The following is a 25,458-nucleotide window of genomic DNA, read 5'->3' as shown; positions in this document are numbered from 1 at the left end:
TTTCTGCGTCCGGGATTCAGGCTTCTTGCGCGTCTTTGGCATAGCCAGACGACTTGGGCAGGGCGTGCAGGTCTTCGTGCTTGTCGGCCAGGCGGGCGCTGTTGGCGGCGGCCTTGAAGGTGTCAAAGCCCACGCGCTTCACGCAGTCGATGAAGGTCTCGCGGCCTTGGCGGTTCAGGCGGAAGGTGTCCAGCAGTGCTTCGATGACACCAGGTACTTCGCCCGCACCAAAGGAGGGACCCACCACCTTGCCGGGCACGGCAGCGCCGCTCAGCGTGGAGCCATCGGAGCCGCCCAGGGACACCTGGTACCACTCCTTGCCGTCTTTATCCACACCCAGAATACCGATGTGGCCGCTGTGGTGGTGGCCGCAGCTGTTGATGCAGCCGCTGATGTGCAGGTCGATCTCGCCCAGGTCGTGTAGCTCGTCCATGTCCTGGTAGCGCTCGGTGATGGCTTCGGCAATCGGGATAGAGCGGGCATTCGCCAGCGCACAAAAATCGCCGCCGGGGCAGGCAATCATGTCGGTCAGCAGGCGGATGTTGCTGCGCGCCAGGCCGGCATGGCTGGCCGCCACCCACAGGGCGGGCAGGTCGGCTTCGTGCACCCAAGGCAACAGCAAGTTTTGGTCATGCGTCACGCGCACTTCGCCAGCGCTGAACTCGTCCGCCAGGGCGGCGGCGGTGTCCAGCTGGTCGGCGTCGGCGTCGCCAGGGGCCTGGCCCAGGCGCTTGAAGCTCAGGGTCACGGCACGCAGTTGGGGGTTCTGGTGCTTGGCGACGTTTTGCTGCAACCAGCGGTCGTAGTCCTTCTGGCGTTCGGGCGGAACTGCTACGGTTTTGGTAGCTGCCGGCGCACGTTCCACGAGGGCTGGCGGCACAAAGGATGCAGTAACGCGGTCCAGCTCGGCCTGGGTGATGGTGTGCGGCGCGCCGTCCACGGTCAGGATCTGCTGGTACTCGGCTTCCACCTCGTCGATATAGCGCTGGCCTTCGGCCTTCACCAAAATCTTGATGCGCGCCTTGTACATGTTGTCGCGGCGGCCCCAGCGGTTGTAGACGCGCACCACGGCTTCCAGGTAATTCATGATCTGCAGCGCAGGCAGAAATTCGCGGATGGTGGTGCCGATGACGGGCGTGCGGCCCATGCCACCGCCCACCAGTACCTTGAAGCCCAACTCACCCGCCTCGTTCTTCTTCAGGTGCAGGCCCACGTCGTGCCAGTAAGTGGCTGCTCGGTCGGCCGTGGCGCCGGTGATGGCGATCTTGAACTTGCGCGGCAGGAAGGCGAACTCGGGGTGCAGCGTGCTCCACTGGCGCATGATTTCGGCCCAGGGGCGCGGGTCAGCAATCTCATCGGGCGCCACGCCAGCCAGCTCGTCGCTGGTGATGTTGCGAATGCAGTTGCCGCTGGTCTGGATGCCGTGCATGTTGACCGTGGCCAGCAGGTCCATCACGTCGGCGCTCTTGGCCAGCGGAATCCAGTTGAACTGCACGTTCTGGCGTGTGGTGAAGTGGCCGTAGCCCACGGGCAGGTGGGTGGTGCCCCAGGTCGCCTGGGTACCAATGGCCTTGTCGAACACTTCTTTGCTGGGGTGGTCGTATTCACGGGCGATGCGGGCCAGCACGCGCAGCTGGGCGCTGGACAACTCGCCGTAGGGCACAGCCACGCGCAGCATCGGCGCGTAGCGCTGGATGTACCAGCCGTTTTGCAGGCGCAGGGGGCGGAACTCGTCGTCGCTCAGCGTGCCAGCCAGGTTGCGTTCCAGCTGGTCGCGGTGCTGGGCAGCACGGGCGCGGACGAACTGGCGGTCAAATTCGGTGTATTGGTACATGGTCAGAGTGCAATGAGTTTCAAGCCAGCATAGGCAAGAAGAATGGAAAGCAAAGAACGAATGACGCGCTCAGGCGTTTTGAACATCAGGTGCGAACCCACCCAGATGCCGGGAATCGAGCCCGCCAGCAGCTTGGCCAGCATGGGCCAGTCCACCGAACCCAGCGAGGCATGGCCCAAACCGGCCACCAGCGTCAGCGGCACCGCATACGCAATGTCCGCCGCCACAATGCGCGGCAGAGGCAGCAGCGGGTACAGCAGCATCAACACCGTGACACCAATGGCGCCCGCGCCGACGGACGTGAGTGTAACCAGCGTGCCAATGAGGGCGCCGAACAGCAGCGGCAGGCTCCAGTGGCGGGGGAGGGCGGCCGCAGCTTCCTGGCCCACGGCCACGGACACTGGCGCCGCCTTGCCGCGCAGGGCCTTGTACAGCGTGGCCGCAGCCGTCAACAACAACGCGCCACCCAGTGTGGTGGTCATGACATGCTGCACCGTGGGGCTAGTCGCGCCCAAGGTGTGCAGGGTGTAGAGGGTGATGAGCGCGGCGGGAATGCTGCCGGCAGACAGATTAAGCACCACGCGCCAATCAATATGCTTGGAGCGCGCCAGTTTGATGGTGCCCCCCATTTTGGTGAACGCGGCAAATAGCAGGTCGGTGCCGACCGCAAGGTAGGGCTTGATACCGAAAAAGAAGATCAGGATGGGCGTCATCAGCGAGCCGCCGCCGACCCCAGTGAGCCCCACCACCAAGCCCACAAAGAAGCCCGCAAATACAAACGCCAAATCATGCATGGCACGGACTTTAGGGGGGCGGGCTTAGATTGAAAACTATTTTTTTGCTATGGGGGTATGAGGTTTGGTTATATAGATATCCCCTTGCCTTACGGTGCGCTATCTTCCAGTCGTTTCCTCAGTGCCGCAACACCCAGTGCAGCGCGTTTGTCCATCACGCGCTTGGCCAGTGGGAGCAAGGTATACCTGACAAGGAGGCTGTCATTTCTGCTGAACATACGCCATATGAGTTGGCAGGAATTGATGCCTGTTTCATTTAGTGAAATTTCCATGCGTGGCAACAAGGGCAGAAGCAGTCCTTGCGTGGCGAAAAAATGATGCCCCTGTATCTCATGCACTTCCAGTGGGATTTTTCGTGTTCCCCTCAACGGCATTGACGCCGTTTCAAGGTATTTTTTCCCCACCTGCCCATGAGGAAGGTCGTTTGCCGATGCGATGCTGATGATGCCCGGGAACCATTCTCCAAACGTCTCCATGTTCACCGCATAGTTGAATACAGCCTCTGCAGGACGTCGAATGTGAGTGGTTTTTTCGGTCAGCAAATGCATGGGCATGTCGTCGTCAAGTTGTTTGGAAGTCCATGCTAATCTGTAGAGTTGGGTCTACAGTCAAGAGAAATATCCATGCGCATTGCCGAGCTGGAAAGCAAAACCGGACTGGGGCGCCATGCCCTGCGCTTTTACGAACGGGAAGGCCTGCTGGTCGGCGTCAGCCGCGGGGCCAACAACTACCGCGATTACTCGGAGTCCGCGGTCAAAGACACCACGTTGCTGCAACAGCTCCAATCCCTGGGGTTCTCATTGCAGGAGATCCGCGAGGTGCTGAGCGCCATGCGTGCCAAAAGCATTGATTGCGCGCAAGGCGCCCGCCTCATGGCAGAGAAACGCGCCGCGGTGCAAGCCCAGATTGCAAACCTGCGCAAGGTCAGCAAGGTACTGATGCGGGAACAGCAGCGTCTGGAAGACCGGGCGGCGCGTCACATGGGCAGTGACGCGCCCGGTTGAAGCCACTCAGGGTTTCAGCTGTTCGCCTGGTAGGCAGACACCCCATACCCCCCAAACCCAGAGCTGTTGCTGCTGGAGGATTGGGTGGCCAGTTGCTGCATCAGCGTGGCCATGGCGTTCTTCTGGGTTTTAAGCAGGGTTGCGCGCTGGTTCAGCGCGTCGATCGAACCCGCCACGGCGCTGCCTGCGGCCAGTTCTTTGGTAGCCACCTTGTCGACCAAGTTGCCCAGCTTCTCCAGCGTGGCCTCCACGGCGGCAGGGGCGGCTTTTTGTGCCGCGTCGAACTTCGCTGCATCCACCGTCAGCGTACCGTCTGACGCTTGCTTGAAGCCGATTTTCTTGAGTGCATCCAGCACACCGGGGGCTGCGGTGATGGCCCGCCCCAGGTCATTGCTCACACGTTTGGCGTTGCCGGACTCGGCAATGCCTGCTGTGGTCTTGCCGGTGGTGATGGCGGTATTGAAGGTGTTGACCAATTTGCTGACCGCTGCTTTCACATCCGCAGTTGGCGATGCGGCGGTAAGCCCACGCAGGCTTTTGGCAGCGAGCTGCGCATCGGATACGGTGGAGATGAGTTTGCCGTATGCGGAGAGTTGGGTGGTAGTGGTGTCCAGCTGCGACTGGATGCGGCTACCCGCTTTGGTAGCGGCCTGCGCAGCCGGGCTTAGTTTGGCTGCCGCCTGGGCCGCCTTCTGCTCGGCAGTTTGGGTGCTGGTGTTGGTGCCAGCAGTGCTGGACTTGAGTATTTGGCTGATGTCCACAGTGATCCCCTGTGCGCAGATGGCGCGTGCGCACGAAGGTACCGCAGGCCGCGGGTGCAGGTCAGCCGATATGGCGGGGAAAAGGCGGTTATTTCCTGCGCGGGTGCCTAGTACTTTTTGCCGCGCAGTTCTTCCATGCGCTCGTTAAAGTATTTTTCCACCGTGTAGCGTTCGGACAGCACGACTTCGCGGCGCGGGTGCAGGAACAGCGGCAGTGAGATGCGCGACTTCTTGGCGCCTTCGCCCGCGGGGTTCAGTACACGGTGCACGGTGCTGGGGTAGTAATGGCCTGAGGCTTCCTGCAACATGTCGCCAATGTTGACGATCAACAGACCGAAGTCGCAAGGCACGTCGAACCAGGCGTTGTCCTTGCCCAGCACTTGCAGACCGGGTTCGGTGGCCGCGGGCAGGATGGTCAGCAGGTTGATGTCGCCGTGGGCGGCGGCACGCACGGCACCAGGTTCTTCGTCGCCACGCAGGGGCGGGTAGTGCAGCACGCGCAAGAGCGTGTGGTCGCTGCCTTCGATCATCTTGGGCAGTGGCATGGAGTAGCGGGCCTTGACCTCGGGCGGTGAGTTTTCTTCCACCCAGCCCAGCAAGGTCGCCGCCAAGTTGGCGCCCTGGGCATAGTAGCGCTTGGCGTTGTCACTTACCTCTGCGGGATAGCGGCCCCAGGGGTAGATGTGGAAGAACTCCTTGAGGTCTTTCTTGGTATTGTTCTTGGCCGTTTCAGACACGCTGGGCGAGAAGTAACCATCATGTTTTACCGGGTCGTTGGGGTACTTGTCTTTGGCCTCGGATTGGAAGAACCCCAGCCATTCGGCGTAGATGCTTTCCACCAGGTCCTGGCTCAGCGGGTGGTTCTTCAGCACGCCAAAGCCTGTTTCATGCAGGCTCTTGCAAAACTCTTGTGGAGCGGTTGGGCTGGTGAAGTCAACGACGGGTAAATGCATGGCGGTTCTCGCTAGGGTCAAAAATTACAGCCAATTCGACAGCAGGGTGGATTCGATCAGGTCGCGCGCTGCGTCCACTTGCAAGTTCATGCAGACCTGCGTGACGGGCATCTCGTCGCCCCAGCCGGGTTGAGGGTAGAAAATGTCCTTGCGGCGCATCATGGTTTGGCCATTGCCAGCGCCGTCCAGTGCCACGCGAATTCGACCACTTTGAATCTCGAACATCTCCGGGTTGGTCAGTGCCACAAAGGCCAGCACGTCATGGCCAAAACAGCCGTGGATCTTGGCCACATGCGGGTACATGCCGCTGTAGAAGTCGGCATAGAAGGCCACGGCATGGTGCAACACGTCGGTGGCGACATGCTTGTGCTGGTCGGCTACCTTCTTGAACAGTGCCAGTGGCAGGATCAACTGGTGCGTCACGTCCAGGCCCACCATGGTGAGTTTCCAGCCGGCAGTGAACACAAAGTCGGCCGAGTGCGGGTCGTTCCAGATGTTGGCTTCGGCCACGGGAGACACGTTGCCAGGCTCAGCGACCGTGCCGCCCATGATGATGACTTCTTGCAGCAGCTTGGGCAGGTTGGGCTCCAGCTTCAGCGCGGTGGCCAGATTGCCCAAGGGGCCTACGGCCACCAGGGTGATTTCACCGGGGTGGGCGCGCGCCATGTCCACGATGAACTGGGCGGAGGGGCGGGGGTCCAACACGCTCTTGGTGGGCACGCGGCTAGGCAGGTTGCCCAGGCCATCGGCGCCGTGGATGAAGTCGGGCGGGGTGCCGGGGGCTTTGAGCCAGGGGGTTTTCACACCTTGGGTCACGGGAATTTTCTTGCCGGCGATTTCGGTCAAGTACAGGCCGTTAACGGCGGCTTGCTCCACCGTCACGTTGCCAAAGGTGGTGGTGATACCCACCACATCGATACCGGGGTGGGCCAGCGCGTAGTACAGCGCCATGGCGTCGTCTACACCAGGGTCGGTGTCATAAATTACTTTGCGTGCGGTGGTATTGCTCATACAAACGTCTCGGTTAAAAAAGATTCAAAAATCAGCTCAGGCCACAGAAGGCGCGTAGCGCCTGCTCGGCCTCGGGGGAGGTTTTGGCGAGCTGCGCGATGAAGGCAGTGACCTCCGCCGCTTCGGGAATGCTGGACTGGGCGCCCCAGCGTGTGCAGGCAATGGCACTGGCGGCGCTGGCGTACTGCAGTGCGTCGGGCAGGCTCTTGCCCTGGCTGAGGGCTGCGACCAAGCTGCCACAGAAGGTGTCCCCTGCGCCAGTGGTGTCCACGGGCGTGATGGGGTAGGCACCTTGCAGGGTGAATGCACCGTGTTGGCGCGCGCAACTGCCGTGGTGCCCCAGGGTGACGACCACGGTAGGCACGTTGATACGCGCGAGGCATTCGGCAATGCTGCCACTGTGGCCGGACACGGTAGCCAGCTCGCCTTCGTTCACTACCAGCACGTCGGTGTGTGCCAGCAACTCGGCAGGCAGGCTTTGCGCGGGGGCTGCATTCAGCACGACCGTTACACCCTGGGCGCGGGCGGCCTTGGCATAGGCGGTTACCGTCTCCAGTGGGGTTTCCAATTGCAGAAGGATGTGGGTGAAGCCCTTCAGATTGGGCAGGTGCTCGGGACGCAACTGGGCGTTGGCGCCCGGTGCCACCGTGATGGCATTCTCGGCATCATCGGACACGCAGATGAAAGCGGTACCGGTGGGGTGGTCAGGCGTGCGGACGATGTGAAGTTGTACGCCTGCACCTGTGAGTGACGCCTCCAGCGGTACGGCAAATGCATCATTTCCCAGGCCGACCAACATGTGCGTGGGCGCCGCACCGGCGCGGGCGCTGGCCACGGCCTGGTTGGCACCTTTGCCACCTGGGAAGGTTTTGAAATCGCGGCCCAGCACGGTTTCTCCCGGGCTGGGGATGTGATGGGCCCGGACCACAAAGTCCAGATTCGCAGAGCCAGCCACAAGTATCATCGGTTGCACTTTCTGTACACAAAGAGCGTCTATTCTGACGCCGAATTTCCCATTCAACGATAAGTCCCGGCGTATAGACCCCAATGTCCCAGCAAATGACCCGTACCGGCATCGCCCGTATCACCGTAGTGGGCGGCGCCAATATGGACGTGGGCGCCAAAGCGTCCATTCCCCTGTTGGCCGGCGACTCAACGCCAGGCCATATCCATTACGCGCCCGGTGGCGTGGGCCGCAACATTGCGGAGAATCTGGCGCGCCTGGGCAGTGCGGTGGCACTGGTCTCTGTCGTGGGCAATGATGCCTTCGGGCGTGACATTTTGACCCACACCCGCAGCGTCGGCGTGGATGTGGCCGGGGTCAAAGCATTGACCGGGCAACGCACCGCCACTTACCTGTCCATGCACGGACCAGATGGTGATATGGCTTTGGCGGTGAACGACATGGCCGTTCTGGACAGTCTGACGCCCGCGTTATTGCGTGCCGAGCCCGCCATGCGCCCACAGACGGACGTGCTTGTGCTGGATTGCAACCTGAGTGCCCCCACTCTGGCTTGGTTGCTGGAGCATGCGACGCAGCCCGTGTTTGTGGATACCGTGTCGGTGGCCAAATGCCAGCGCCTGGTGCCCGTGTTGGGCCGGTTACACACGCTCAAGGTCAACCGTATTGAGGCGCAAGCCCTCTGCGGCACAGCGGTCGATACCAACGAAGATGCCCAACGTGCCGCACTGGCCTTGCATGGCCTGGGCGTGCAGCGCGTGGTGCTGAGCCTGGGCGCCACCGGGGTAGCCTGGTGCGATGCCGACGGCAGCACCGGCGTGCGCGCCGCTGCCAAAGTGCCGGTGGTCAGCACCACGGGGGCGGGCGACGCTTTGCTGGCCGGATTGGTGCATGCGCACACACTGGGCCTGTCCTTGCCGCGCAGTGTGGAATACGCCATGGCCTGCGCCGAGATCACCCTTTCCAGTACATTCGCCAACGCTTTGGACCTGTCGCACGCAGCGGTGCAAAGACATTTGGCCGCTGTAGCGGCTTGAGATATTTTTTGGAACCTCTATGACACTGAACGCCTATCTTGATATTGCCCCCGAAGTGCAGCGCGCGCTGGATGCGGGTCAGCCCGTTGTGGCACTCGAATCCACCATCATTTCCCACGGCATGCCGTACCCGCAAAACGTGGCCACGGCGCTGCAGGTGGAGCAGGAAGTGCGCAGCCACGGTGCGGTGCCCGCCACCATTGCCATCGTCAACGGCCGCCTGAAGGCGGGGTTGTCGACGGCAGAGATTGAGGCGTTGGGCAAGTCGGGCCGAGATGTGGTGAAAGTGAGCCGTCGTGATGTCCCTTTCATCGTGGCCGCCGGTGCGACGGGTGCCACCACGGTGGCATCCACCATGATCATTGCGGCCATGGCGGGCATTCGCCTGTTTGCCACGGGGGGCATTGGCGGCGTGCACCGCGGTGCGCAGCAAAGCTTTGATGTATCTGCAGACTTGCAGGAACTGGCCCAAACGCCCGTGGCTGTGGTGTGTGCGGGTGCCAAGTCGATTCTGGATTTGCGCCTGACGCTGGAGTACCTGGAAACGCATGGCGTGCCCGTGGTGGGCTACCAGACCAATGCCTTGCCGGCCTTCTTTACACGCGACAGCACGTTCTCCGTGGACTACCGGCTGGACACCCCGCAGCAGATTGCGCGGGCTTTACACGTCAAGTGGGCCATGTCCCTCCAGGGTGGCATGGTCATTGCTAATCCTATCCCCGAGGCTTATGCCATGCCGCGGGCCGCGATTGACGCGGCCATTGAGCAGGCGCTGGCCGAAGCCCAGGCCCAAAACATTGGTGGCAAGGAGTCCACACCGTTTTTGCTGGCCCGTGTGTGTGACATCACGGGTGGCGACAGCCTGGCGGCCAACATCCAGTTGGTACTGAATAACGCCAGACTGGCTGCCGCCGTGGGCATTGAACTGGCCGGATTGGGCAAGGGCGCCTGAGTGACAAAAGTCGGATGCTTGTAACGATAAACAGGTTATAACGATTAACTTATATACGGATAAGCACTGATGGTGACACTACAGCGCGAAGGTATTCTTGGCTTACATTGAAAGCCGTGTCTTTTTTTAAACCTTATAGGGAATTGCGAGACGTTATGAACATGAAAACTACTGTGCACATGAGCCTTTTGGCTGCTACTCTGGCTGCCAGCTTCCAAGCCATGGCCGCTGATCCCGCGGTCGTGTTCGACATGGGCGGCAAGTTCGACAAGTCCTTCAACGAAGCTGCCTACACCGGCATCGAAAAGTGGAAAAAGGAAACTGGCAAGAAGTACCTCCAGTTTGAAATCACCAACGAATCCCAGCGTGAGCAAGCGATCCGCCGTATGGCTGAACGCGGTGCCAGCCCCATCATCGGCATTGGTTTCGGCCAGGCGTCCAGCATCGAAAAAGTAGCCAAGGAATTCCCCAAGCTGCAATTCGCCATCATCGACATGGTGGTGGACCTGCCCAACGTGCAGTCCGTCGTGTTCAAGGAACAAGAAGGCAGCTTCCTGGTGGGCGCGATGGCTGCGATGGCCAGCAAGAGTGGCAAGGTCGGCTTTGTGGGCGGCATGGACATCCCTCTGATCCGCAAGTTTGAGTGCGGCTACAAGCAAGGCGCTATGTGGGCCAACCCCAAGGCTGAAATGATTGGCAACATGACCGGCACGACCGGTGCCGCCTGGAACGACCCAGCACGTGGTGGCGAGTTGGCCAAGGCCCAGTTCTCGCAAGGTGTGGACGTCGTGTTTGCTGCTGCTGGGGGCACTGGCATCGGTGTGTACCAGGCTGCCAAGGACAGCGGCAAGCTGGCCATTGGTGTGGACAGCAACCAGAACCATCTGCAGCCCGGCACGATGCTGACTTCCATGCTCAAGCGCGTGGACGTGGCTGTTTACAACGTGGCCAAGGGCCACAAGCCTGGCATCTCCGTGTTGGGCCTGAAAGAAGGTGGCGTGGACTATGCCATGGACGCCAACAACGCCAAGCTGGTGACGGCCGACATGAAGAAAAAGGTGGAAGCTGCCAAGGCTGACATCATCAGCGGCAAGATCAAAGTGGCTGATTTCATGGCGGACAACGCCTGCAAGTTCTAAGAACCTGACAAGGTGGGCACAGGACGCTGGTCCGGGCCCGCCCTACGGACAGACAAGCCCGCGGTGCCTTTGGTGTCGTGGGCTTTTCACATCGGTGGGAGTGCCCCTGTGAGGAGCAAGATTTGAGTTCAGAGAGCGTATCGCCAGCCATGGCTGCCCAGCCGGCAGTGCACATGAGTGGCATCAACAAGCGGTTTGGCGCTGTGGCCGCCAACGCGGATGTGGAGCTGCGCGTGCACAGTGGCACGGTCCACGGCATCGTGGGCGAAAACGGAGCGGGCAAAAGCACACTGATGTCCATCCTCTACGGCTTCTACCAGGCCGACAGTGGGTCGATTGCCGTGTTGGGCAAGCCAGTGACCATACGCAACGCGGACGATGCCATTGCCCAGGGCATTGGCATGGTTCACCAACACTTCATGCTGGTGGACACGCTGACTGCGCTGGAAAACGTAATGCTGGGTGCCGAGCCCCACTGGCTTCTGCAAAAGGCCGATGCCACGGTACGCCGCAAATTGGATGAGCTCATGCGGGCCACGGGCCTGCAAGTCAAGCTGGATGCGCTCGTTACAGACTTGCCGGTGGGCGATCGTCAGCGCCTGGAAATCCTCAAGGCTCTGTACCGTGGCGCCAAGGTGCTAATTCTGGATGAGCCCACAGCCGTGCTGACACCGCAGGAAACCGAACATTTGTTCAAGGTGTTACGCGTATTACGCGGACAGGGCACCACCATTTTGCTGATCACCCATAAGCTCAAGGAGGTCATGGGCCTGTGCGACAGGGTGACTGTGATGCGGGGTGGCCGCGTGGTCCAGGAGCTGCCGATTGCAGAGGCTTCCATCGAAGGTTTGGCGGAGGCTATGGTCGGCCGCAAGGTTCAGATGGGTCGCCTGGATGAAGACGTGCGCCCCGTGGGGGAAGTGCTGCTGGACTTGCGCGATGTGCTGGTGCGCGATGCCATGCAGGTGGTGCGCCTGCAGGGTCTGAACCTGCAGCTGCGCGCCGGGGAAATTGTGGGCGTGGCCGGTGTGTCTGGCAACGGCCAGAGTGAGTTGCTGGATGTGCTGTCCGGTTTACTGTCGCCGCAAGAAGGCAGTCTGGCATTGGGTGGGCGGCAGTTTGCCCCCCAGCGCTGGCTCGACCCGCAAACTGCTCGTGCGATGGGCCTGGCCCATGTGCCTGAAGACCGCCACGCGCGTGCCATGGTGATGGATTTTGTGGCCTGGGAGTCTGCCGTACTGGGCTATGACGGCCTGGCCGAATATGCCACGCGTGGCTGGATGGCCCATGGACGTATGCGCCAGGCTACGGCGCGCATGATGGAGCGCTTCGATGTGCGCCCGCGCGACCCGGAGCTGGGCAGCAGCAAGTTCTCGGGCGGCAACCAGCAAAAACTGGTGCTGGCGCGTGAGCTGGGCCAGTCGCCCAAGGTGTTGCTGGTGGGCCAGCCCACGCGCGGCGTGGACATCGGCGCGATCGAGTTCATTTATTCGCAGCTGCGCGCCATGCGCGACGCAGGCTGCGCGGTGCTGGTGGTATCCAGCGAACTGGATGAAATTTTGGCATTGTCAGACAGGGTCATTGTGATGAACCAAGGGCGGGTCACCGGAGAGCTGGCCATTCAGGATTGCACTGAAGCAGGTATTGGCCTGCTGATGACTGGAGGTGCGCAATGAGCGGCGCCTACCCCTTGCCCCGTTGGGCGGATTTGGTCCTGTTGCCGGTGGTGTGCCTGATGGTGGCCTTGCTGGCTGCCGCTGGCGTTGTGGCTCTGGTGGGGCAGGACCCCGTGGAAGTGATCTCGGTGCTGGTCCACGGTGCGTTTGGTACCCAGCGCGGGATCAGTTACACGCTTTACTACGCCACTACCTTCATCTTCACGGGTCTGGCCGTCGCCGTGGCCTTCCATGGCGGCCTGTTCAATATTGGTGGTGAAGGCCAGGCCATTTTGGGCGGGCTCGGTGTGGGCCTGGTGGCTCTGTGGTTGTCGCATGCCTTGCCAGCCTGGATCATGCTACCGCTCATGGTGCTGTCGGGGGCCTTGTTTGGTGCAGCCTGGGCTGCCGTGCCAGCCTATCTGCAAGCCTACCGCGGCAGCCACGTGGTGATCACAACCATCATGTTCAATTTCATCGCCAGCAGCTTGTTGGTGTACCTGCTGGTGAACCACCTGCGGCCTGCCGGCTCCATGTCGGTGGAAAGCGCGGCATTTGCGGAATCCGCCAAGCTGCCCGCCATGCATGTAGCGCTTGGCTGGTTGGGAGTGGAGTGGGCCGATTCGCCGTTGAACCTGAGCCTGTTGCTGGCCCTGGCTGCCGCACTGGGCGTGTACCTGTTCTTGTGGCGCACCCGCGCGGGCTACCACCTGCGTGCCGTAGGTTCCAGTCCCAGTGCGGCGGAGTACGCAGGCATCCGTTCCCGCCACCAGATCATGATTGCCATGTCTATTTCTGGCGGGCTTGCCGGGCTGGTGGGCATGAACGAGATTGCTGGTGTGAACGGCCGTTTGCTGCTGGAGTTTGTCAGTGGCGCTGGCTTCACTGGCATTGCGGTTGCGCTCATGGGGCGCAACCATCCGGTGGGAATTATTTTCGCCAGTGTGTTGTTTGGTGCGCTGTTCCAGGGCGGGGCCGAGGTGGCCTTCGAAGTGACGGGCTTCAGCCGCGACATGGTGGTGATGCTGCAGGGTTTTATTGTGCTGTTTTCCGGTGCCATGACGTATGTAATTGCGCCTATGCTGGGCTGGGTATTGGTGCAAGTGGCCAAGGTTTTCAAGGTGGGGGTGCGCCATGGATGACACGTTGTTTGTTGCCATGCTGGCGTCCACGCTACGCGTGTCCACACCGCTGATTTTGTGCGCGTTGGCTGGCTTGCTGTCCGAACGCTCGGGCGTAGTGGATATTGGGCTGGAAGGCAAGATGCTGGCTGCCGCGTTTGCCGCTGGCGCCATGGGGGCCACCTACGAGTCCACCATGCTGGCACTGCTGGTTGGAGTGCTCGTGGCTACGGCCCTGTCGTGGATGCATGGTCTGGCCTGCGTGAGCCACAAGGGTGACCAGGTGGTGTCGGGTGTGGCTATCAACATCATTGCCGCCGGCATGACCGTGGTGCTGGGCATTGCGTGGTTTGAGCAGGGCGGACAGACACCGCCCGTGAGTGCGGCCGTGCGCATACAGCCGCTGTTTCCGGCGCTGCAAGAGGCGGCCCAACGCATTCCCGTGGTGGGCAATTTGTTGGGCTTGGGCTTTCTAAGCCACAACGCCTTGGTGTACCTGGCATTCGCGCTGGTGCCCGCTACCTGGTGGCTGTTGTTTCGGACCCGTTTTGGGCTGCGCTTGCGCGCGGTGGGGGAGAACCCGCAGATGGTGGATGCTGCCGGTGTGTCGGTCAGCCGCTTGCGCTACACCGCGCTTACGCTCAACGGAGTGTTGTGCGGCCTGGCAGGCGGTTACTTGGTGTTGGCGCAAAGTGCCAACTTCTCGGCCAATATGACGGCAGGCCGCGGCTTCATGGCCCTGGCTGCACTGATCTTTGGCCGCTGGCACCCGGTGAGCGCTTTCTGGGCTTGCCTGTTGTTTGGCTTTCTTGATGCAGCGGCTATCCGCCTTCAGGGAGTGCATGTGCCGGGCATGGGCGAGGTGCCGGTGCAACTGATCCAGGCCTTGCCGTACCTTTTGACGGTGGTGCTGTTGGCGGGCTTTATCGGCAAAGCGGTAGCACCCCAGGCCTTGGGCAAACCGTATACCAAGGAGCGCTAGACTCTCGGGTGTATGGCATCTACCGTTTGGGTCAAGGTTGTAGGGTTTAGCGACGTTGAGCGGCATTCGCTCAACACCTTGTTCCGTTTGTCGGCGCGGGATGGTCTGCAGTATTCGCTGTGGTCGCCCGAGTCTCCGGCTTCTCCGCAGGTTGCCCTGATTGATGTGGATAGTTACGAGGCTGGCTTGGAGCTGGTCTCCCCCGGATTCAATCCCCATTTGAAGATGATTTGCGTAGGCGCACAGGCGCCGACGCGCGCCTGGCGCACCGTACAACGCCCCGTGGACTGGGCCGCCATGGTGCACATGCTGGATGAGTTGTTCGTGGCATCGCCCGATGTAGACATCGACATCTCGCTCGACGAGCCCACGGTGGCTGCGTTGCCACCCGGCATCCGCGTCGCGCTGCTGGCAGCGCTGCCTTCCGAGGCGCGCTTGTACCTGCGTGCCCGTTTGGCATTGGCAGGCATCACGGCGCTGGAGGAAGTGGAAACGCTGGCTCAGCTGGATACCAAGCTCAAGGAACGTTCATTTGACGTCGTGCTGGTGCATGTGGATGCCGAAAAAATCGACGCGTGGGCCATGGTCAAACATCTGCAGGACATGCCCGCACCCCAGCGCAGTGTGATCGCCGTGGTGCAACAGCCGAGCTGGAAAACCATCAATCTTGCCGAGCGCATGGGCTGCATGGGTGTGATGGAAATGCCGTTCAATCCCCAGCAAGTGTTCGCCCTGCTGCAGCGCGTCTAGTCCTCTGATACTGGCCTGCGCGTGGCGCCGCGGCGGCGGCCGGTGCGGCCCACATCCAGGCTGCGCGCCAAGCTGGCTTCCAGGGGCCAGGGTTCTCCGCACAGGCGGGCTACCAGCAACTCCGCTCCAAGCGCAGAAAAACTCAGCCCCCGTGCTCCCATGCCCACCTGCATCCACAGCGAGGGCTGTGCACCCTCGATGAGGGGCCCCACGAGCGGCAACCGGTCGTGTGTCACGCAGCGTGTGCCCGACCAGTGGTTGACCTGCCCGTTTTCAAATTCGGGTGCCAAGTACATGCCGATGACGGGCAGCAGTTCAGACAGCTTCTTGGCATTCGCCTGGTGCTGCTCGTAGAGCGGTGCGATGGCCGAACTGGTGCGTTCGGGAATGGCTTCAGGCTCAAACGTTGCGCCGGCCAGCCACGTGCGGCCAGGTGCGAGAGGCACGTCCGGAATAAAGCTGCCGTGGCCGTTGACCGGGTGGCTTGGCCAGGTGGCGGGCATGGGCCGGGGTACGGGGCCGAGACTGACGGTGCCGTGTACGGCTTGCAAGCTGGAGAGTCTTTGCGACAGCCCGGGGCTGAGCATGGGCGCCGTTTGCGTGTTGAGCAGCAAGGGCACGCTGCCTGTGGCATTGGCGCATACGACGACATCGGCATGTGCCAGCGTAGTACCCGATGCACCTTGCAAACTCCAAGCACCATCGCTGTTCTGCTGCAGCTCGGCCACCGGGGATTTGCCTTGGTAGTGAATATTGGGGTGGTCCAGCCACCGTTTGATCAGCTGCCCCGGCTGAATCCAGGCGGCCTCGGTGTGCCAAAGGGACCTGGCAGTGTCGAGTTGCTGCTCCTGCACGCCCGTCAGTTGCCAATCCCGACCCTCATGGAGCAGCGTGCGGGCGTGGTGCAGCATCAAGTGCACGCCCACGCGTGACATGCGCGAGCGCGGGCTGTCGTCTGCTGACACGTGGGGTACGACGAGACCCGCTGGCAGGCCGGAGGCACCGCTGGCGGGCGCAGGGTGCCTGTCCAGCACGGTGACGTCCCAGCCGCGCAAGGCGAGGGCATGGGCCACGCTGGCCCCTGACAGGCCCGCACCAATGATGACGCAGCGGGCCGGTGTACGACGGGGGGGCTCGGCGTCGCGCGGCCCCAAAGACCAGCGCGGGTTGAATTCAGCGCTCAGATAGGCGCCGCCTTCTATATTTACAAAGCCGGCTTCCGCGAGCCAGTCTTTGGCCGGATCGGACGCCGCCTGGAGCACCAGGCGGGCACCGCGCTGGCAGCAGCGCGCCAGGGCCTTAGCGGTCCATTTGTCCCAGCCGGCATCGTGCTGCGCCCAGACGGTGTTGGCTTTGAATGCGAGCTCGGCGAGCACGGGTTTGGTATCGCCGACGCACAGCGTGAGCGACACCTGGCCGCCGTCCAGCAGCAAACGGTGAAAGCCGGTGCCCAAGTCCTGGCACCGGTCTACCAGTGCTTGGGCTAAGTCTGTGGGTGGGGAGCCGCTACAGGAAGGGGTGCCCAGTGCCTGCAGCTCTGGCAGGCTCAGGATGCCCACGTAATGCAGCATGCGGGGTCGCTGCGGGTCGGCTTGCCAAGCCTGCCAGCAATCCAGGAACGCTTCGCCAGCTGCAAAGCGCGTGTCGAGCACAGTCCAAGACGCTTCGCCCGCCCAGCCGCCAGGCAGGCGGCAGAGCGTGAGTCGGTTCAGGGTCAAGCCGAGGGCGGAACGTAGCCTTGTGCGGCGTCGGCGCCGTCACCAAAGAAATGGTTTTCCATCTGTCGGGCCAGGTATTGGCGGGCGCGTGCGTCGGCCAGGTTCAGGCGGTTTTCGTTGACCAGCATGGTCTGATGCTTGAGCCAGGCCGCCCAGGCTTCCTTGCTTACACCTTCCCAGATGCGTTTGCCCAGTTCGCCGGGGTACGGGGGAAAGTCCAGGCCTTCGGCTTCTTTGCCCAGCTTGATACATTGAACGGTGCGTGCCATGGAGATGCCTTTGGATGGTGTAAAAATCAGAAGGCTGAATTTTATGGGGTTTGCATGGCCCTTCCGGGCACAGGGAACTTCGGCCGCGGCGGCGGCACCAACACGCTGCAATCAACCTTGGGACATTGATGTTGAAACTGGTACTGGACTGGATGGACCACGCGCCGCGGCGTGTGTATGGCGCGGTGGCGCTGGTGTGTGTGGGGCTGCTGGCGTTTGGCCTGTATTTGCAGCATGTGGTGGGGCTGGAGCCCTGCCCGATGTGCATCGTGCAACGGTATGCTCTTGTTTTGGTAGCAGTCTGTGCAGCACTGACGGTGGCTAGCAGTAGAAAAGGCTTACATGTTGGCGGCGGTGTGCTGCTGGTGGTGCTGTCGGTACTAGGCGCCTACGTGGCCGCGCGCCAGAGCTGGTTGCAGTGGTACCCGCCCGAGGTGGTGTCCTGCGGGCGCGACCTGTACGGCATGATTGAAACCTTCCCCCTCAAGCGCGCACTGCCCATGATCTTCCGCGGCGGGGGCGATTGCAGCAAGGTCGACTGGACGTTCCTGGGAGGCACCATTGCCAACTGGTCGTTCCTGTGCTTTTGCGGCTTGGCGCTGGTGGGTTCTTTGCAGACCTGGCGCAGCCTGCGCCGGGCCTAGTTTTCAGGGTTTGAAGGGCAGGGCCAAGACCTTGCCCATTTCGCTGCTGGCGGGGTATTGGCCCGGCGCTTGAACTCCCAGCGCGGTGGGGAAGCGCTTGGGGTTGTAGACAAAAGTGCGGAATACCAAATCCCAAAACGGCGTCAACACCCCAAAGTTCTTTGCCTCGGCCATATCCGCACTGTGGTGAAAGCGGTGCAACTCTGCTCCCACTAGCAGGTAATTCAGGGGGCCCGCCTTGATGTCCACATTGAAGTGGGACACCAGCCCCTGCAGTCCCATGAGGGCGTTGAACAAAAAGATGGATTCCGGGCGTGCGCCCAGTACCACCAACGGCCACTGCACCAGGGCCAGAGAGATCAACAGGTTCAGGGGGTGGCCCACGGGATGCATCAGCAGATACACCTTGTCTGGCAAATGGTGGGCTACATGGACTTTCCATAGCCAGGCGCCCCAGCGGCCCGTGCCGACATGGCTCAACCTGTGGTACCAGTACTGAAAAAACTCGAACACCAGTAGCAGCGCCAGAAACTCCACCAAGATGGAAGTGTTGGCCACGATGCCCGTGTTGTAGCGGCTCAGGTCAAGCGCCAGCCAGCCCAGCCCGAATTTCAGAAGCCCGGTGATGCCACCGTTCACCGCCATGTACTTCAGATCGCGCGTGAAGCTGGCCCAACTCATCTTCCACTCAGGCTTCGCGGGAAAGGCAAATTCCACAGCCAGCATCAGCACCATGCGCGCACCGCCCATCCAGGCAAAGACGGTCGCCAGATTCCAGCCATGCAGCTGCGCACCGAAGTAAAGCGCCAATGTGGTGCCCAGCAACAGCGGATAAAAGAGGTAGGAGACCAAACTGCCCACAACACCGCGCAGTGGCTTGAAGCTTGGGGCTGGTGAGGGCACAGAGGAAGAAGGGTGCATACAATTCCTTGAAAAGATAGCGGACACCGTGTTCGATAACAGGCTCCGTGGCCGCCATCTTGCCGTCCCTGGTACAGGCCACCAAGCACTGTGCCAAGCCCTTCGTCCATAACCAGACACTTTTGCGTCCGGTGTTCAGGAGACTTGTATGAAAACCCGTTCGCCCGCACCCGCAGACATGGTGGACCGCCGCATCCAACGCACCAGGGATGCCTTGCGTGAAGCCTTGATGGCGCTGATGGTGGAGTGCGGCTGGGACGCCATCGATTACTAACCCTGTGCGACCGTGCCAATATTGGCCGCTCGACCTTCTACCAGCACTACCCGAACAAGGAGGAGCTGCTCAAAGCGAACTTTGCCGGCTTGCGGGATGCCTTGCTGGCGCAAGCCCAAGCGGGTCCGGCGCAGCAGGGGCGCCTGGCGTTTGTGTCGGGCCTGATTGCCCATGTGCATGAGGCGCAGGATGTATTCCGCGCCCTGCTGGGGCGCCGCTCAGGCCACTATGTGCAAGACCGCTTCCGGGAGCTGTTGATTGAGCTGGTCCAGGCCGGCACGTACAACAAGGGACGCGGCTGGCAGGCCGCGGCCCAAGCGCACTACCTGGGTGGGGCGTTGTTTGAACTGTTGGCCTGGTGGCTAGGCAGCAACCGGCCCCACAAGCCTGCTGAAATTGAAGCCCTGTTTGAACAATGGAGCCAGCCAGTGTTGGCCACGTCTGCTTCCTGACGCAGGCTCAGGCGCTTACGGGCTTGGGCTCTACGGCAAGTCCTGCGGCTTGCCATGCATCAATGCCACCCGCCAGGTAGCGCGCGTTCAGGCCTGCTGCCTGCAACCGCAGGGCCGTGACCCGGCCTACCTCATGGCCATAGACGCAGTAGACGATGATCTCCGTGTCCGCAGGCAAATCGCGCGCCCATTGGCCAACGGCCGCAGGATCCTTCCACTGCGAGCCCTCCAGTTTGGTGGGCGCTTTCTCAAACACGCCTGCACGGCGTACGTCCAGCAAGATGGCGTCGGCCACATCGGCCTGGGTTGCACCCAGAGACTCGGTGGCGTCGTGGACGGCGTTCTGGTAGCGCGCGTAGACCTCGTCCCATGGGATGCTGCACAGGAAGGCCTCCGGGTCTCGTACCGCGGTTTCAGAGAACGCGTCCTGGTTGAGCGCCAGCAGAACCAGCTCGTCTCTGCCAGCCGGGCTGGCGGTCGGCGACCACTGGTTCACCAGTACCCCTGTGTGCGGCTGAAACACCAGCAGTGCCGAACCTGGTTGGGTGGTTGCCTGGGCGGTGGTCAAAAAAGCTGTTAACCAAGCCTCTTTGCTGCCGAAGTTGCTGGCCAGGGCCAGCTCCATGGCGGGTGTCATGGTGGATGGGTTTTGCATCGTGGTCCTCAGACGGGGAGGGGTTGCAGAAAGGTCAAGACCAGCCCAGCTATGCCGGAGGTCAGGACCACAGGAATCACGCCGACCTTGAAGCGAAACAGCGCCAGCGCAGCCATGGCACCAATAGTCAGTGAGGCCCACTCAAAATGCCCGCCCAAGCCTTGGGGCCAGAGCACGTGGTAGGCGAAGAAGACGGCCAGATTGACGATGACACCCACCACCGCGGCGGTAATACCGCTCAGCGGTGCGGTGAACTTCAGGTTCCCATGGGTGGATTCGATGAAAGGGCCACCCAGCAGGATGAACATGAATGACGGCAGGAAAGTGAAGAAGGTGACCACGCTGGCGGCAATGGCGCCAGAGAGCAGCAGCGAGTCAGCACCAAAAATTGCCTTGGTCCAGCCGCCCACAAAGCCCACAAAGGACACCACCATGATGAGCGGACCCGGCGTGGTTTCTCCCAGCGCCAAACCATCGATCATTTGCGGCGCTGTCAGCCACTGGTAGTGCTCCACTGCGCCCTGGAAGACATAGGGCAGCACTGCGTAGGCGCCGCCAAAAGTCATGAGTGCGGCCTTGGTGAAGAACCAGCCCATTTGTGCCAGCACCGAGTCCCAGCCATAGGCTGCCACCAGCAGCCCCATACCGGCCAACCAGATGGCCAGGCTCACGAGCAGCACGCGGGCAAAGCGTGCCCAGGTAAACAGGGCGTGCGGCGGGGTTGGCGTGTCATCGTCGATCAGGGCAGGGCCCAAGGACTTGGCGGCCGCTCCGTGGCCGCCGCCTGCGGTGAATTTGGCAGGTGCGTAGCGCCCGCCCAGGTAGCCAATGACGCCAGCGGCCAATACGATGGCAGGGAACGGCAATTGCAGTGCAAAGATGGCAACAAACGCTGCCACGGCAATGCCCCAGAGCCAGGCGTTTTTTAAGGAGCGGGAGCCAACGCGGTAGGCCGCATGCACCACCAACGCGGTCACGGCGGGCTTGATACCGTAGAACACGCCGGCAATGGCGGGCACATGGCCATAGGCCATGTATACCCATGACAGTCCGATCAGGATGAATAGCGAAGGCAGCACAAACAGCACGCCAGCCACAATGCCACCCCAGGTGCGGTGCAGCAGCCAGCCAATATAAATGGCCAACTGCTGGGCCTCGGGGCCGGGCAGCAGCATGCAGTAGTTCAGTGCATGCAGAAAACGGTTTTCCGAGATCCAGCGACGGCGTTCCACCAGATCCTCGTGCATGATGGCAATTTGCCCCGCGGGGCCACCAAAGCTGATGAAGCCCAGCTTGAGCCAATAGACAAAGGCCTCGCCAAAGCTGAGACGGGTTGGAGGCGTTGCAGAAGTAATGTCCGTCATGGTCGGGCCGCCAGCGCGGTGTACAAGGTGTCAAAAAAAGGAAAGGCGGCAGCCAGCAGGGCATCGTCCTGGGGGTGCTGGGCTTGCAGGCCACGCACCAGGGTTTCGATGCCAGCGGCCTCGTCCACCGGTATGCCGCCCACGTCGATGTAGTGCACCAACTGGCCCAGGCGCTGCAGGCCCAGGTCAGCGTCCAGGCCAAAGCTGCGAGCCACTACCTCAAATGTCACCAGGTCGCCCACATGGGTGAAGCGGGCACCGTCAAAGTCAAAGCCCAGGGCGGTTTTGGGGCATTTCTTGGGATCGTCCAGCCACACAAAACGGGGCGTTGTGTCGATAAAGCGTGCGACCAGCCAGGCCGTGGCCAGGCGGTCCATCCACGGGCGTTTGCGTGTGGCCCAGGTTTTCCCCTGAAAGTCGGCCAAGGCCAAGCGCGGGATGGCCTCGGTGCGGGCATTGGGTTCGCCGGGTGACAGCTTTTGTGCGACTTCTTGGCGAAGGACAAGCAGTGCTTCGCCGGCTTTTTCGCCCGGTTTGCCGGGAAAGAAGTCCGTGGCCTGAATGGCGTGGAGTTGCTGCTCCAGCCCACGCAGGCTTTTGTGCAATTCACTCTCTGTGCCAGTTTTGATCTGCTTGCGGGTCTCCTTGATGGACTGCAGCAGTTCTGCATACAGGTCGCTGCGATCAAACAGGGACACGAAAGTCGCTTCCTGCATGGCGTCCCGCGCGCTGACCTGCAGCATGTGTGCATCAGCCCCACTGTCGTGGATCAGTCTTTCAATCTCCCACAGCGCCTGGGCTGTGGAGGCGGTAGTGGGCAACAGGTACACCCCTTCACGCAGCGTGCCGGCCCCGGTGGCCTTGAGTGCACGCCACACCCGAACACGCAGGGCGCTGGGGTGGGTGGGCAAGGTGGCGGTCAGCAATAGCCATGTGTTCATGTAGCAAATATCTCATATTGTGATGAATGACACAATATATTTTTCAACTACTTAATGCGCATCGTTATGCGGCTGTGTTTTACTTCCAACATGTATCTTCGTCCGGCATTTCCTGCTTTGGCCGCAGCCCTGTTGTTCGGCGCCAGTACGCCCTTGGCCAAACTGCTGGTTGGCGATGTTCCGCCGCTGCTGCTGGCCGGCCTGCTGTACCTGGGGAGCGGCTTGGGGTTGTCTTTGCTGTTGCTGGCGCGCGTTGCGCGGCGGCGCCTGCAGGGTCACGCCCTTGAGAGCCTCAAAATTCCCCGTGCCGACGTGCCATGGCTGCTAGGGGCGATTGTGTTTGGTGGTCTTCTGGGGCCTGCCCTGTTGATGGGAGGGCTGACGCAGACAGATGGTGCTTCAGCCTCATTGCTGCTCAACATGGAAGGTGTGTTGACGGCTCTGATCGCCTGGGTGGTGTTCAAGGAAAACGCAGACCGCCAGCTGGTGCTGGGTATGGCGGTTATTGTGGTGGGGGGCCTCTTGTTGTCCTGGCAGCCTGCCGGGACTATGTTCTCGCCGGGGGCTGTATTGATCGTGGGGGCTTGCTTCTGCTGGGCGGTGGACAACAACCTGACCCGCAAGGTTTCCACGCACGACGCCATGTTGGTAGCGGGGCTCAGGGGGCTGCTGGCGGGCCTCAGCAATACGGCACTGGCACTGGCCGGTGGTGCGGCGCTCCCTTCTGTGCCCACGGTAGGGGCCAGCATGGTGGTAGGGTTTTTTGGGTATGGCCTGAGCCTGACGCTGTTCGTGGTGGCCTTGCGCACGCTCGGTACAGCCCGCACCGGGGCCTATTTTTCTGTTGCACCGCTATTTGGGGTGGTGATTTCTCTGGTGCTGTGGCCTGCCTTGCCAGGCCCCCTCTTTTGGTGTGCCGCCGCGCTGATGGCCTTGGGCATCTGGCTGCATGTGCGGGAACGGCACACGCACCTGCATACCCACGAGCCACTGGCGCACAGCCATCGGCATCGGCATGATGAACACCACCAGCACAGCCATGCGTTTCCATGGGATATGGCCAAGCCCCATGTCCATCCCCACGCCCATGCGCCGCTGACGCACCAGCATGTGCATTACCCCGATATCCACCACCGGCATCTACACCCGCACTGATGCGGTCGGGCTCAGGCCTTGACGGGTGGCTTGAAAGCTGCGCGCGCGGCCAATGCCCGTTCGCGCGCGGCGCAGCCTTCCAAGTGATCATTGACCAAACCCATGGCCTGCATCAGGGCGTACATGGTTGTGGGCCCCACAAAGCTCCAACCACGCTTGCGCAGGTCCTTGGACAAGGCAATTGACTCGGGTGAGGTGGTCACGCCGCTCAGCGTCTGCTGCGTGATGGTGCCGGGCCGGCTGGCGGATTCGGGTTCAAACTGCCAGAAGTAGGCGGCCAGCGATCCGAACTCCTTGCGCAATTCCTGGGCGCGCTGGGCGTTGTTGATGGTGGAGGCGATCTTGCCACTGTGGCGCACGATGCCGGCATCCAGCACCAGGCGCTTCACATCGGACTCGTCAAACTTGGCCACCTTGTCCATGTCAAACCCGGCAAAGGCCTGGCGAAAAGCCTCACGCTTGTTCAGGATGGTGAGCCAGCTCAGGCCTGCCTGAAAGCCTTCCAGACAAATCTTCTCGAACAGGCGGGTGTCATCACTGACGGGGAGGCCCCATTCCTGGTCGTGGTAGTGCTGGTAATGGGGAGTGGCGCGGCACCACACGCAGCGCAGGGTTTGGCTGTCGTCGGCAAATAGGCCCGCGGGCACCGTGGTCTCGTCAAGCATGGAACGCTCCCGTATCTTGAATACTGTTGTTATTAACAGTATACGGGGTTCTGCAACGCCGCCAGCGTTACAGCAGCTTCTTCACCAACACCTGGCTCTTGCGGTCCCAGTTGTACTTGCGCTTGCGCGCCTCGGGCAGCCATTCCGGGTCCACCTGCACAAAGCCACGCTTGATGAACCAATGCATGGTGCGCGTGGTCAACACGAAAATGCTGTCGAGTCCGGCCGCCTTGGCGCGCTGCTCCACACGTTTCAGCACGCGTTCGCCATCGCCTTGGCCTTGCACGTCGGGGGACACGGTCAGCGCCGCCATCTCCGCTGTCTTGGCTTCGGGGTAGGGATAGAGTGCTGCGCAGGCGAAGATCACGCCGTCGTGTTCGATGATGGTGTAGTTGCCGGCGTCGCGTTCGATCTCGGTGCGGCTGCGCTTGACCAGCGTGCCGTCCCGCTCGAACGGTTCGATCAGCTGCAGGATGCCGCCTACATCTTCTTCGGTGGCTTCGCGCAGTTCTTCGAGCTTTTCGTCCACCACCATGGTGCCAATGCCGTCGTGCACATAGACCTCCAGCAGGATGGCGCCATCCACCGAAAACGGAATGATGTGGCTGCGCTCCACGCCAGCCTTGCAGGCTTTCACGCAGTGCTGCAGGTAGAAAGCGACATCGCTGGGCTGGTTGGCTGCGGGCAGGGCCTTGAGCAGCTTTTCGGCCGCAGCGAGCGGCAGCTCGGTGTCGATGGGGTTGTCTTCGCTGGCGGGTTGGGTTGGGTCCATGCGCACGCCGGGCACTTCAGTCAGAAAGATCAACTTGTCGGCCTGCAGCGCGGTGGCCACGCTGGTGGCGACCTCTTCCATGGCCAGGTTGAACGCTTCGCCGGTCGGCGAAAAACCAAACGGCGACAGCAACACCATGGCACCCATGTCCAGCGTCTTGGTGATGCCGGCAATGTCCACCTTGCGGACCAGGCCGCTGTGCTGAAAATCCACCCCGTCCACAATGCCCACGGGGCGCGCAGTGATAAAGTTGCCAGAAATCACGCGCACCGTGGAGTCGGCCATGGGGGTGTTGGGCAGGCCCTGGCTGAATGCAGCCTCGATTTCATAACGCAGCTGGCCCGCAGCTTCCTGGGCGCAGTCCAGCGCCACCTCATCGGTAATGCGGATGCCGTGGCTGTATTTGGCGGTATGGCCCTTAGCCTTGAGCTGCTCGTTCACCTGCGGGCGAAAGCCATGCACCAACACGATCTTTACGCCCATGCTTTGGATCATGGCCAGATCCTGGGCCAGGGAGGGCAGTTTGCCCGCCGCAATGGCCTCCCCGGCAATGCCCACCACAAAGGTCTGGTTGCGGAATTTGTGGATATAAGGCGCGACCGACCGGAACCAGGGCACAAAGGTGAAATTGAAGACAGAGGTCATTGCGGATGGGGCGGTCGGCTAGGGGTGTC

27 protein-coding genes are annotated in these 25,458 nt (G+C 61.6%); 12 read left to right on the top strand and 15 right to left on the bottom strand.

Annotated elements, in window-relative coordinates; all coding sequences use genetic code 11:
- Nucleotides 1-16 precede the first annotated feature (16 nt).
- The 3 genes from AC07OE_RS08630 to AC07OE_RS08620 form a co-directional block, all read right to left on the bottom strand.
- Nucleotides 17-1,834 carry a nitrite/sulfite reductase gene (locus tag AC07OE_RS08630; RefSeq protein WP_495070159.1) on the bottom strand — a complete coding sequence of 606 codons (1,818 nt, stop codon included), beginning with the start codon at nt 1,832-1,834 and terminating at the stop codon, nt 17-19.
- A gap of 2 nt (nt 1,835-1,836) precedes the next feature.
- Nucleotides 1,837-2,628, bottom strand: coding sequence for a sulfite exporter TauE/SafE family protein (locus tag AC07OE_RS08625; RefSeq protein ID WP_495070158.1), 792 nt, complete (start codon nt 2,626-2,628; stop codon nt 1,837-1,839).
- An 89-nt stretch (nt 2,629-2,717) separates the two neighbouring features.
- Nucleotides 2,718-3,176 carry an SRPBCC family protein gene (locus AC07OE_RS08620; protein WP_495070157.1) on the bottom strand — a complete coding sequence of 153 codons (459 nt, stop codon included), beginning with the start codon at nt 3,174-3,176 and terminating at the stop codon, nt 2,718-2,720.
- Between the two features lie 75 nt (nt 3,177-3,251).
- On the opposite strand from AC07OE_RS08620, the gene AC07OE_RS08615 reads away from it, so the two are divergent.
- A complete protein-coding gene (locus AC07OE_RS08615; RefSeq protein ID WP_495070156.1) occupies nt 3,252-3,632 on the top strand; it encodes a MerR family transcriptional regulator in 381 nt (126 codons plus the stop codon).
- 14 nt (nt 3,633-3,646) lie between these two features.
- Here the strand turns inward: AC07OE_RS08615 and AC07OE_RS08610 are convergent, their stop codons facing one another.
- The 4 genes from AC07OE_RS08610 to AC07OE_RS08595 all read right to left on the bottom strand — a co-directional run bounded on the left by AC07OE_RS08610 (nt 3,647) and on the right by AC07OE_RS08595 (nt 7,321).
- Complete coding sequence (locus AC07OE_RS08610; RefSeq protein ID WP_495070155.1) at nt 3,647-4,393, bottom strand: hypothetical protein; 747 nt, start codon at nt 4,391-4,393, stop codon at nt 3,647-3,649.
- Nucleotides 4,394-4,500: 107 nt separating this feature from the next.
- Nucleotides 4,501-5,346 carry a 2OG-Fe(II) oxygenase family protein gene (locus AC07OE_RS08605; protein WP_495070154.1) on the bottom strand — a complete coding sequence of 282 codons (846 nt, stop codon included), beginning with the start codon at nt 5,344-5,346 and terminating at the stop codon, nt 4,501-4,503.
- Between the two features lie 24 nt (nt 5,347-5,370).
- Complete coding sequence (locus AC07OE_RS08600) at nt 5,371-6,357, bottom strand: nucleoside hydrolase (RefSeq protein WP_495070153.1); 987 nt, start codon at nt 6,355-6,357, stop codon at nt 5,371-5,373.
- 31 nt (nt 6,358-6,388) lie between these two features.
- Nucleotides 6,389-7,321 carry a ribokinase gene (locus AC07OE_RS08595; protein WP_495070152.1) on the bottom strand — a complete coding sequence of 311 codons (933 nt, stop codon included), beginning with the start codon at nt 7,319-7,321 and terminating at the stop codon, nt 6,389-6,391.
- Between the two features lie 83 nt (nt 7,322-7,404).
- On the opposite strand from AC07OE_RS08595, the gene AC07OE_RS08590 reads away from it, so the two are divergent.
- From AC07OE_RS08590 to AC07OE_RS08560, 7 genes are all read left to right on the top strand, one after another.
- A complete protein-coding gene (locus AC07OE_RS08590) occupies nt 7,405-8,355 on the top strand; it encodes a PfkB family carbohydrate kinase (protein WP_495070151.1) in 951 nt (316 codons plus the stop codon).
- A 25-nt stretch (nt 8,356-8,380) separates the two neighbouring features.
- On the top strand, nt 8,381-9,307 hold the full coding sequence (locus AC07OE_RS08585) for a pseudouridine-5'-phosphate glycosidase (RefSeq protein ID WP_495070480.1): 927 nt from the start codon (nt 8,381-8,383) through the stop codon (nt 9,305-9,307).
- Between the two features lie 155 nt (nt 9,308-9,462).
- Nucleotides 9,463-10,446, top strand: coding sequence for a BMP family lipoprotein (locus AC07OE_RS08580; protein ID WP_495070150.1), 984 nt, complete (start codon nt 9,463-9,465; stop codon nt 10,444-10,446).
- A 122-nt stretch (nt 10,447-10,568) separates the two neighbouring features.
- Nucleotides 10,569-12,122: an ABC transporter ATP-binding protein gene (locus AC07OE_RS08575; RefSeq protein ID WP_495070149.1), complete on the top strand. Its 1,554-nt coding sequence runs from the start codon at nt 10,569-10,571 to the stop codon at nt 12,120-12,122.
- On the top strand, nt 12,119-13,243 hold the full coding sequence (locus AC07OE_RS08570) for an ABC transporter permease (RefSeq protein WP_495070148.1): 1,125 nt from the start codon (nt 12,119-12,121) through the stop codon (nt 13,241-13,243). The genes AC07OE_RS08575 and AC07OE_RS08570 overlap by 4 nt, the downstream gene beginning before the upstream one ends.
- On the top strand, nt 13,236-14,204 hold the full coding sequence (locus AC07OE_RS08565) for an ABC transporter permease (protein WP_495070147.1): 969 nt from the start codon (nt 13,236-13,238) through the stop codon (nt 14,202-14,204). The genes AC07OE_RS08570 and AC07OE_RS08565 overlap by 8 nt, the downstream gene beginning before the upstream one ends.
- A gap of 12 nt (nt 14,205-14,216) precedes the next feature.
- Nucleotides 14,217-14,954 (top strand): ANTAR domain-containing protein, encoded by a 738-nt coding sequence (locus AC07OE_RS08560; protein WP_495070146.1) that lies wholly within the window; start codon nt 14,217-14,219, stop codon nt 14,952-14,954.
- On the opposite strand, the gene AC07OE_RS08555 is transcribed toward AC07OE_RS08560, so the two are convergent.
- Complete coding sequence (locus AC07OE_RS08555) at nt 14,951-16,672, bottom strand: FAD-dependent oxidoreductase (protein ID WP_495070145.1); 1,722 nt, start codon at nt 16,670-16,672, stop codon at nt 14,951-14,953. The two genes, AC07OE_RS08560 and AC07OE_RS08555, sit on opposite strands and share 4 nt — an antisense overlap.
- Nucleotides 16,669-16,941, bottom strand: a complete 273-nt coding sequence (locus AC07OE_RS08550; RefSeq protein WP_029709568.1) for an oxidative damage protection protein — start codon at nt 16,939-16,941, stop codon at nt 16,669-16,671. The genes AC07OE_RS08555 and AC07OE_RS08550 overlap by 4 nt, the downstream gene beginning before the upstream one ends.
- 128 nt (nt 16,942-17,069) lie before the next feature.
- On the opposite strand from AC07OE_RS08550, the gene AC07OE_RS08545 reads away from it, so the two are divergent.
- Nucleotides 17,070-17,585 (top strand): disulfide bond formation protein B, encoded by a 516-nt coding sequence (locus AC07OE_RS08545; protein WP_495070144.1) that lies wholly within the window; start codon nt 17,070-17,072, stop codon nt 17,583-17,585.
- A 3-nt stretch (nt 17,586-17,588) separates the two neighbouring features.
- On the opposite strand, the gene AC07OE_RS08540 is transcribed toward AC07OE_RS08545, so the two are convergent.
- Nucleotides 17,589-18,506 (bottom strand): sterol desaturase family protein, encoded by a 918-nt coding sequence (locus AC07OE_RS08540; RefSeq protein ID WP_495070143.1) that lies wholly within the window; start codon nt 18,504-18,506, stop codon nt 17,589-17,591.
- Between the two features lie 148 nt (nt 18,507-18,654).
- Between AC07OE_RS08540 and AC07OE_RS08535 the strand changes: the two genes are divergently transcribed.
- Both AC07OE_RS08535 and AC07OE_RS08530 read left to right on the top strand, forming a co-directional pair.
- The gene (locus AC07OE_RS08535) at nt 18,655-18,780 is read left to right on the top strand and encodes a hypothetical protein (protein WP_495070142.1); all 126 of its coding nucleotides are present in this window, start codon (nt 18,655-18,657) and stop codon (nt 18,778-18,780) included.
- Entirely contained in the window at nt 18,753-19,232 is a 480-nt protein-coding gene (locus AC07OE_RS08530) for a TetR/AcrR family transcriptional regulator (protein WP_495070141.1), read from the top strand. The genes AC07OE_RS08535 and AC07OE_RS08530 overlap by 28 nt, the downstream gene beginning before the upstream one ends.
- Before the next feature lie 7 nt (nt 19,233-19,239).
- Here the strand turns inward: AC07OE_RS08530 and AC07OE_RS08525 are convergent, their stop codons facing one another.
- Genes AC07OE_RS08525 through AC07OE_RS08515 form a run of 3 tightly spaced genes read right to left on the bottom strand, consistent with a single transcriptional unit; the run spans nt 19,240 to nt 22,192 of the window.
- Nucleotides 19,240-19,887, bottom strand: a complete 648-nt coding sequence (locus AC07OE_RS08525; protein WP_495070140.1) for a rhodanese-like domain-containing protein — start codon at nt 19,885-19,887, stop codon at nt 19,240-19,242.
- Between the two features lie 8 nt (nt 19,888-19,895).
- Nucleotides 19,896-21,251 (bottom strand): chromate efflux transporter, encoded by a 1,356-nt coding sequence (gene chrA, locus AC07OE_RS08520; protein ID WP_495070139.1) that lies wholly within the window; start codon nt 21,249-21,251, stop codon nt 19,896-19,898.
- Nucleotides 21,248-22,192, bottom strand: coding sequence for a chromate resistance protein ChrB domain-containing protein (locus AC07OE_RS08515; RefSeq protein WP_495070138.1), 945 nt, complete (start codon nt 22,190-22,192; stop codon nt 21,248-21,250). Before AC07OE_RS08515 ends, chrA begins: the two co-directional genes overlap by 4 nt.
- A gap of 90 nt (nt 22,193-22,282) precedes the next feature.
- On the opposite strand from AC07OE_RS08515, the gene AC07OE_RS08510 reads away from it, so the two are divergent.
- The gene (locus AC07OE_RS08510) at nt 22,283-23,347 is read left to right on the top strand and encodes a DMT family transporter (RefSeq protein ID WP_495070137.1); all 1,065 of its coding nucleotides are present in this window, start codon (nt 22,283-22,285) and stop codon (nt 23,345-23,347) included.
- Between the two features lie 11 nt (nt 23,348-23,358).
- Here AC07OE_RS08510 and AC07OE_RS08505 read toward each other — a convergent pair whose 3' ends face one another.
- On the bottom strand, nt 23,359-24,012 hold the full coding sequence (locus AC07OE_RS08505) for a DNA-3-methyladenine glycosylase I (protein ID WP_495070136.1): 654 nt from the start codon (nt 24,010-24,012) through the stop codon (nt 23,359-23,361).
- A gap of 67 nt (nt 24,013-24,079) precedes the next feature.
- On the bottom strand, nt 24,080-25,429 hold the full coding sequence (argA, locus tag AC07OE_RS08500) for an amino-acid N-acetyltransferase (RefSeq protein WP_495070135.1): 1,350 nt from the start codon (nt 25,427-25,429) through the stop codon (nt 24,080-24,082).
- Between the last annotated feature and the right edge of the window lie 29 nt (nt 25,430-25,458).

Source organism: Rhodoferax sp. GW821-FHT09E07, from assembly GCF_059416145.1.
Note: the sequence above shows the minus strand (reverse complement) of the source record. Positions and strands in the feature narration are given on the sequence as shown.

Coding starts and splice junctions, on each gene's coding strand:
- AC07OE_RS08595 (WP_495070152.1), bottom strand. CDS start 7,321: ATGATACTTGTGGCTGGCTCTGCGAATCTGGACTTTGTGGTCCGGGCC.
- AC07OE_RS08510 (WP_495070137.1), top strand. CDS start 22,283: ATGTATCTTCGTCCGGCATTTCCTGCTTTGGCCGCAGCCCTGTTGTTC.
- AC07OE_RS08515 (WP_495070138.1), bottom strand. CDS start 22,192: ATGAACACATGGCTATTGCTGACCGCCACCTTGCCCACCCACCCCAGC.
- AC07OE_RS08525 (WP_495070140.1), bottom strand. CDS start 19,887: ATGCAAAACCCATCCACCATGACACCCGCCATGGAGCTGGCCCTGGCC.
- AC07OE_RS08590 (WP_495070151.1), top strand. CDS start 7,405: ATGTCCCAGCAAATGACCCGTACCGGCATCGCCCGTATCACCGTAGTG.
- chrA (WP_495070139.1), bottom strand. CDS start 21,251: ATGACGGACATTACTTCTGCAACGCCTCCAACCCGTCTCAGCTTTGGC.
- AC07OE_RS08620 (WP_495070157.1), bottom strand. CDS start 3,176: ATGCATTTGCTGACCGAAAAAACCACTCACATTCGACGTCCTGCAGAG.
- AC07OE_RS08535 (WP_495070142.1), top strand. CDS start 18,655: ATGAAAACCCGTTCGCCCGCACCCGCAGACATGGTGGACCGCCGCATC.
- AC07OE_RS08560 (WP_495070146.1), top strand. CDS start 14,217: ATGGCATCTACCGTTTGGGTCAAGGTTGTAGGGTTTAGCGACGTTGAG.
- AC07OE_RS08605 (WP_495070154.1), bottom strand. CDS start 5,346: ATGCATTTACCCGTCGTTGACTTCACCAGCCCAACCGCTCCACAAGAG.
- AC07OE_RS08545 (WP_495070144.1), top strand. CDS start 17,070: ATGTTGAAACTGGTACTGGACTGGATGGACCACGCGCCGCGGCGTGTG.
- AC07OE_RS08550 (WP_029709568.1), bottom strand. CDS start 16,941: ATGGCACGCACCGTTCAATGTATCAAGCTGGGCAAAGAAGCCGAAGGC.
- AC07OE_RS08615 (WP_495070156.1), top strand. CDS start 3,252: ATGCGCATTGCCGAGCTGGAAAGCAAAACCGGACTGGGGCGCCATGCC.
- AC07OE_RS08505 (WP_495070136.1), bottom strand. CDS start 24,012: ATGCTTGACGAGACCACGGTGCCCGCGGGCCTATTTGCCGACGACAGC.
- argA (WP_495070135.1), bottom strand. CDS start 25,429: ATGACCTCTGTCTTCAATTTCACCTTTGTGCCCTGGTTCCGGTCGGTC.
- AC07OE_RS08630 (WP_495070159.1), bottom strand. CDS start 1,834: ATGTACCAATACACCGAATTTGACCGCCAGTTCGTCCGCGCCCGTGCT.
- AC07OE_RS08565 (WP_495070147.1), top strand. CDS start 13,236: ATGGATGACACGTTGTTTGTTGCCATGCTGGCGTCCACGCTACGCGTG.
- AC07OE_RS08625 (WP_495070158.1), bottom strand. CDS start 2,628: ATGCATGATTTGGCGTTTGTATTTGCGGGCTTCTTTGTGGGCTTGGTG.
- AC07OE_RS08570 (WP_495070148.1), top strand. CDS start 12,119: ATGAGCGGCGCCTACCCCTTGCCCCGTTGGGCGGATTTGGTCCTGTTG.
- AC07OE_RS08580 (WP_495070150.1), top strand. CDS start 9,463: ATGAACATGAAAACTACTGTGCACATGAGCCTTTTGGCTGCTACTCTG.
- AC07OE_RS08600 (WP_495070153.1), bottom strand. CDS start 6,357: ATGAGCAATACCACCGCACGCAAAGTAATTTATGACACCGACCCTGGT.
- AC07OE_RS08540 (WP_495070143.1), bottom strand. CDS start 18,506: ATGCACCCTTCTTCCTCTGTGCCCTCACCAGCCCCAAGCTTCAAGCCA.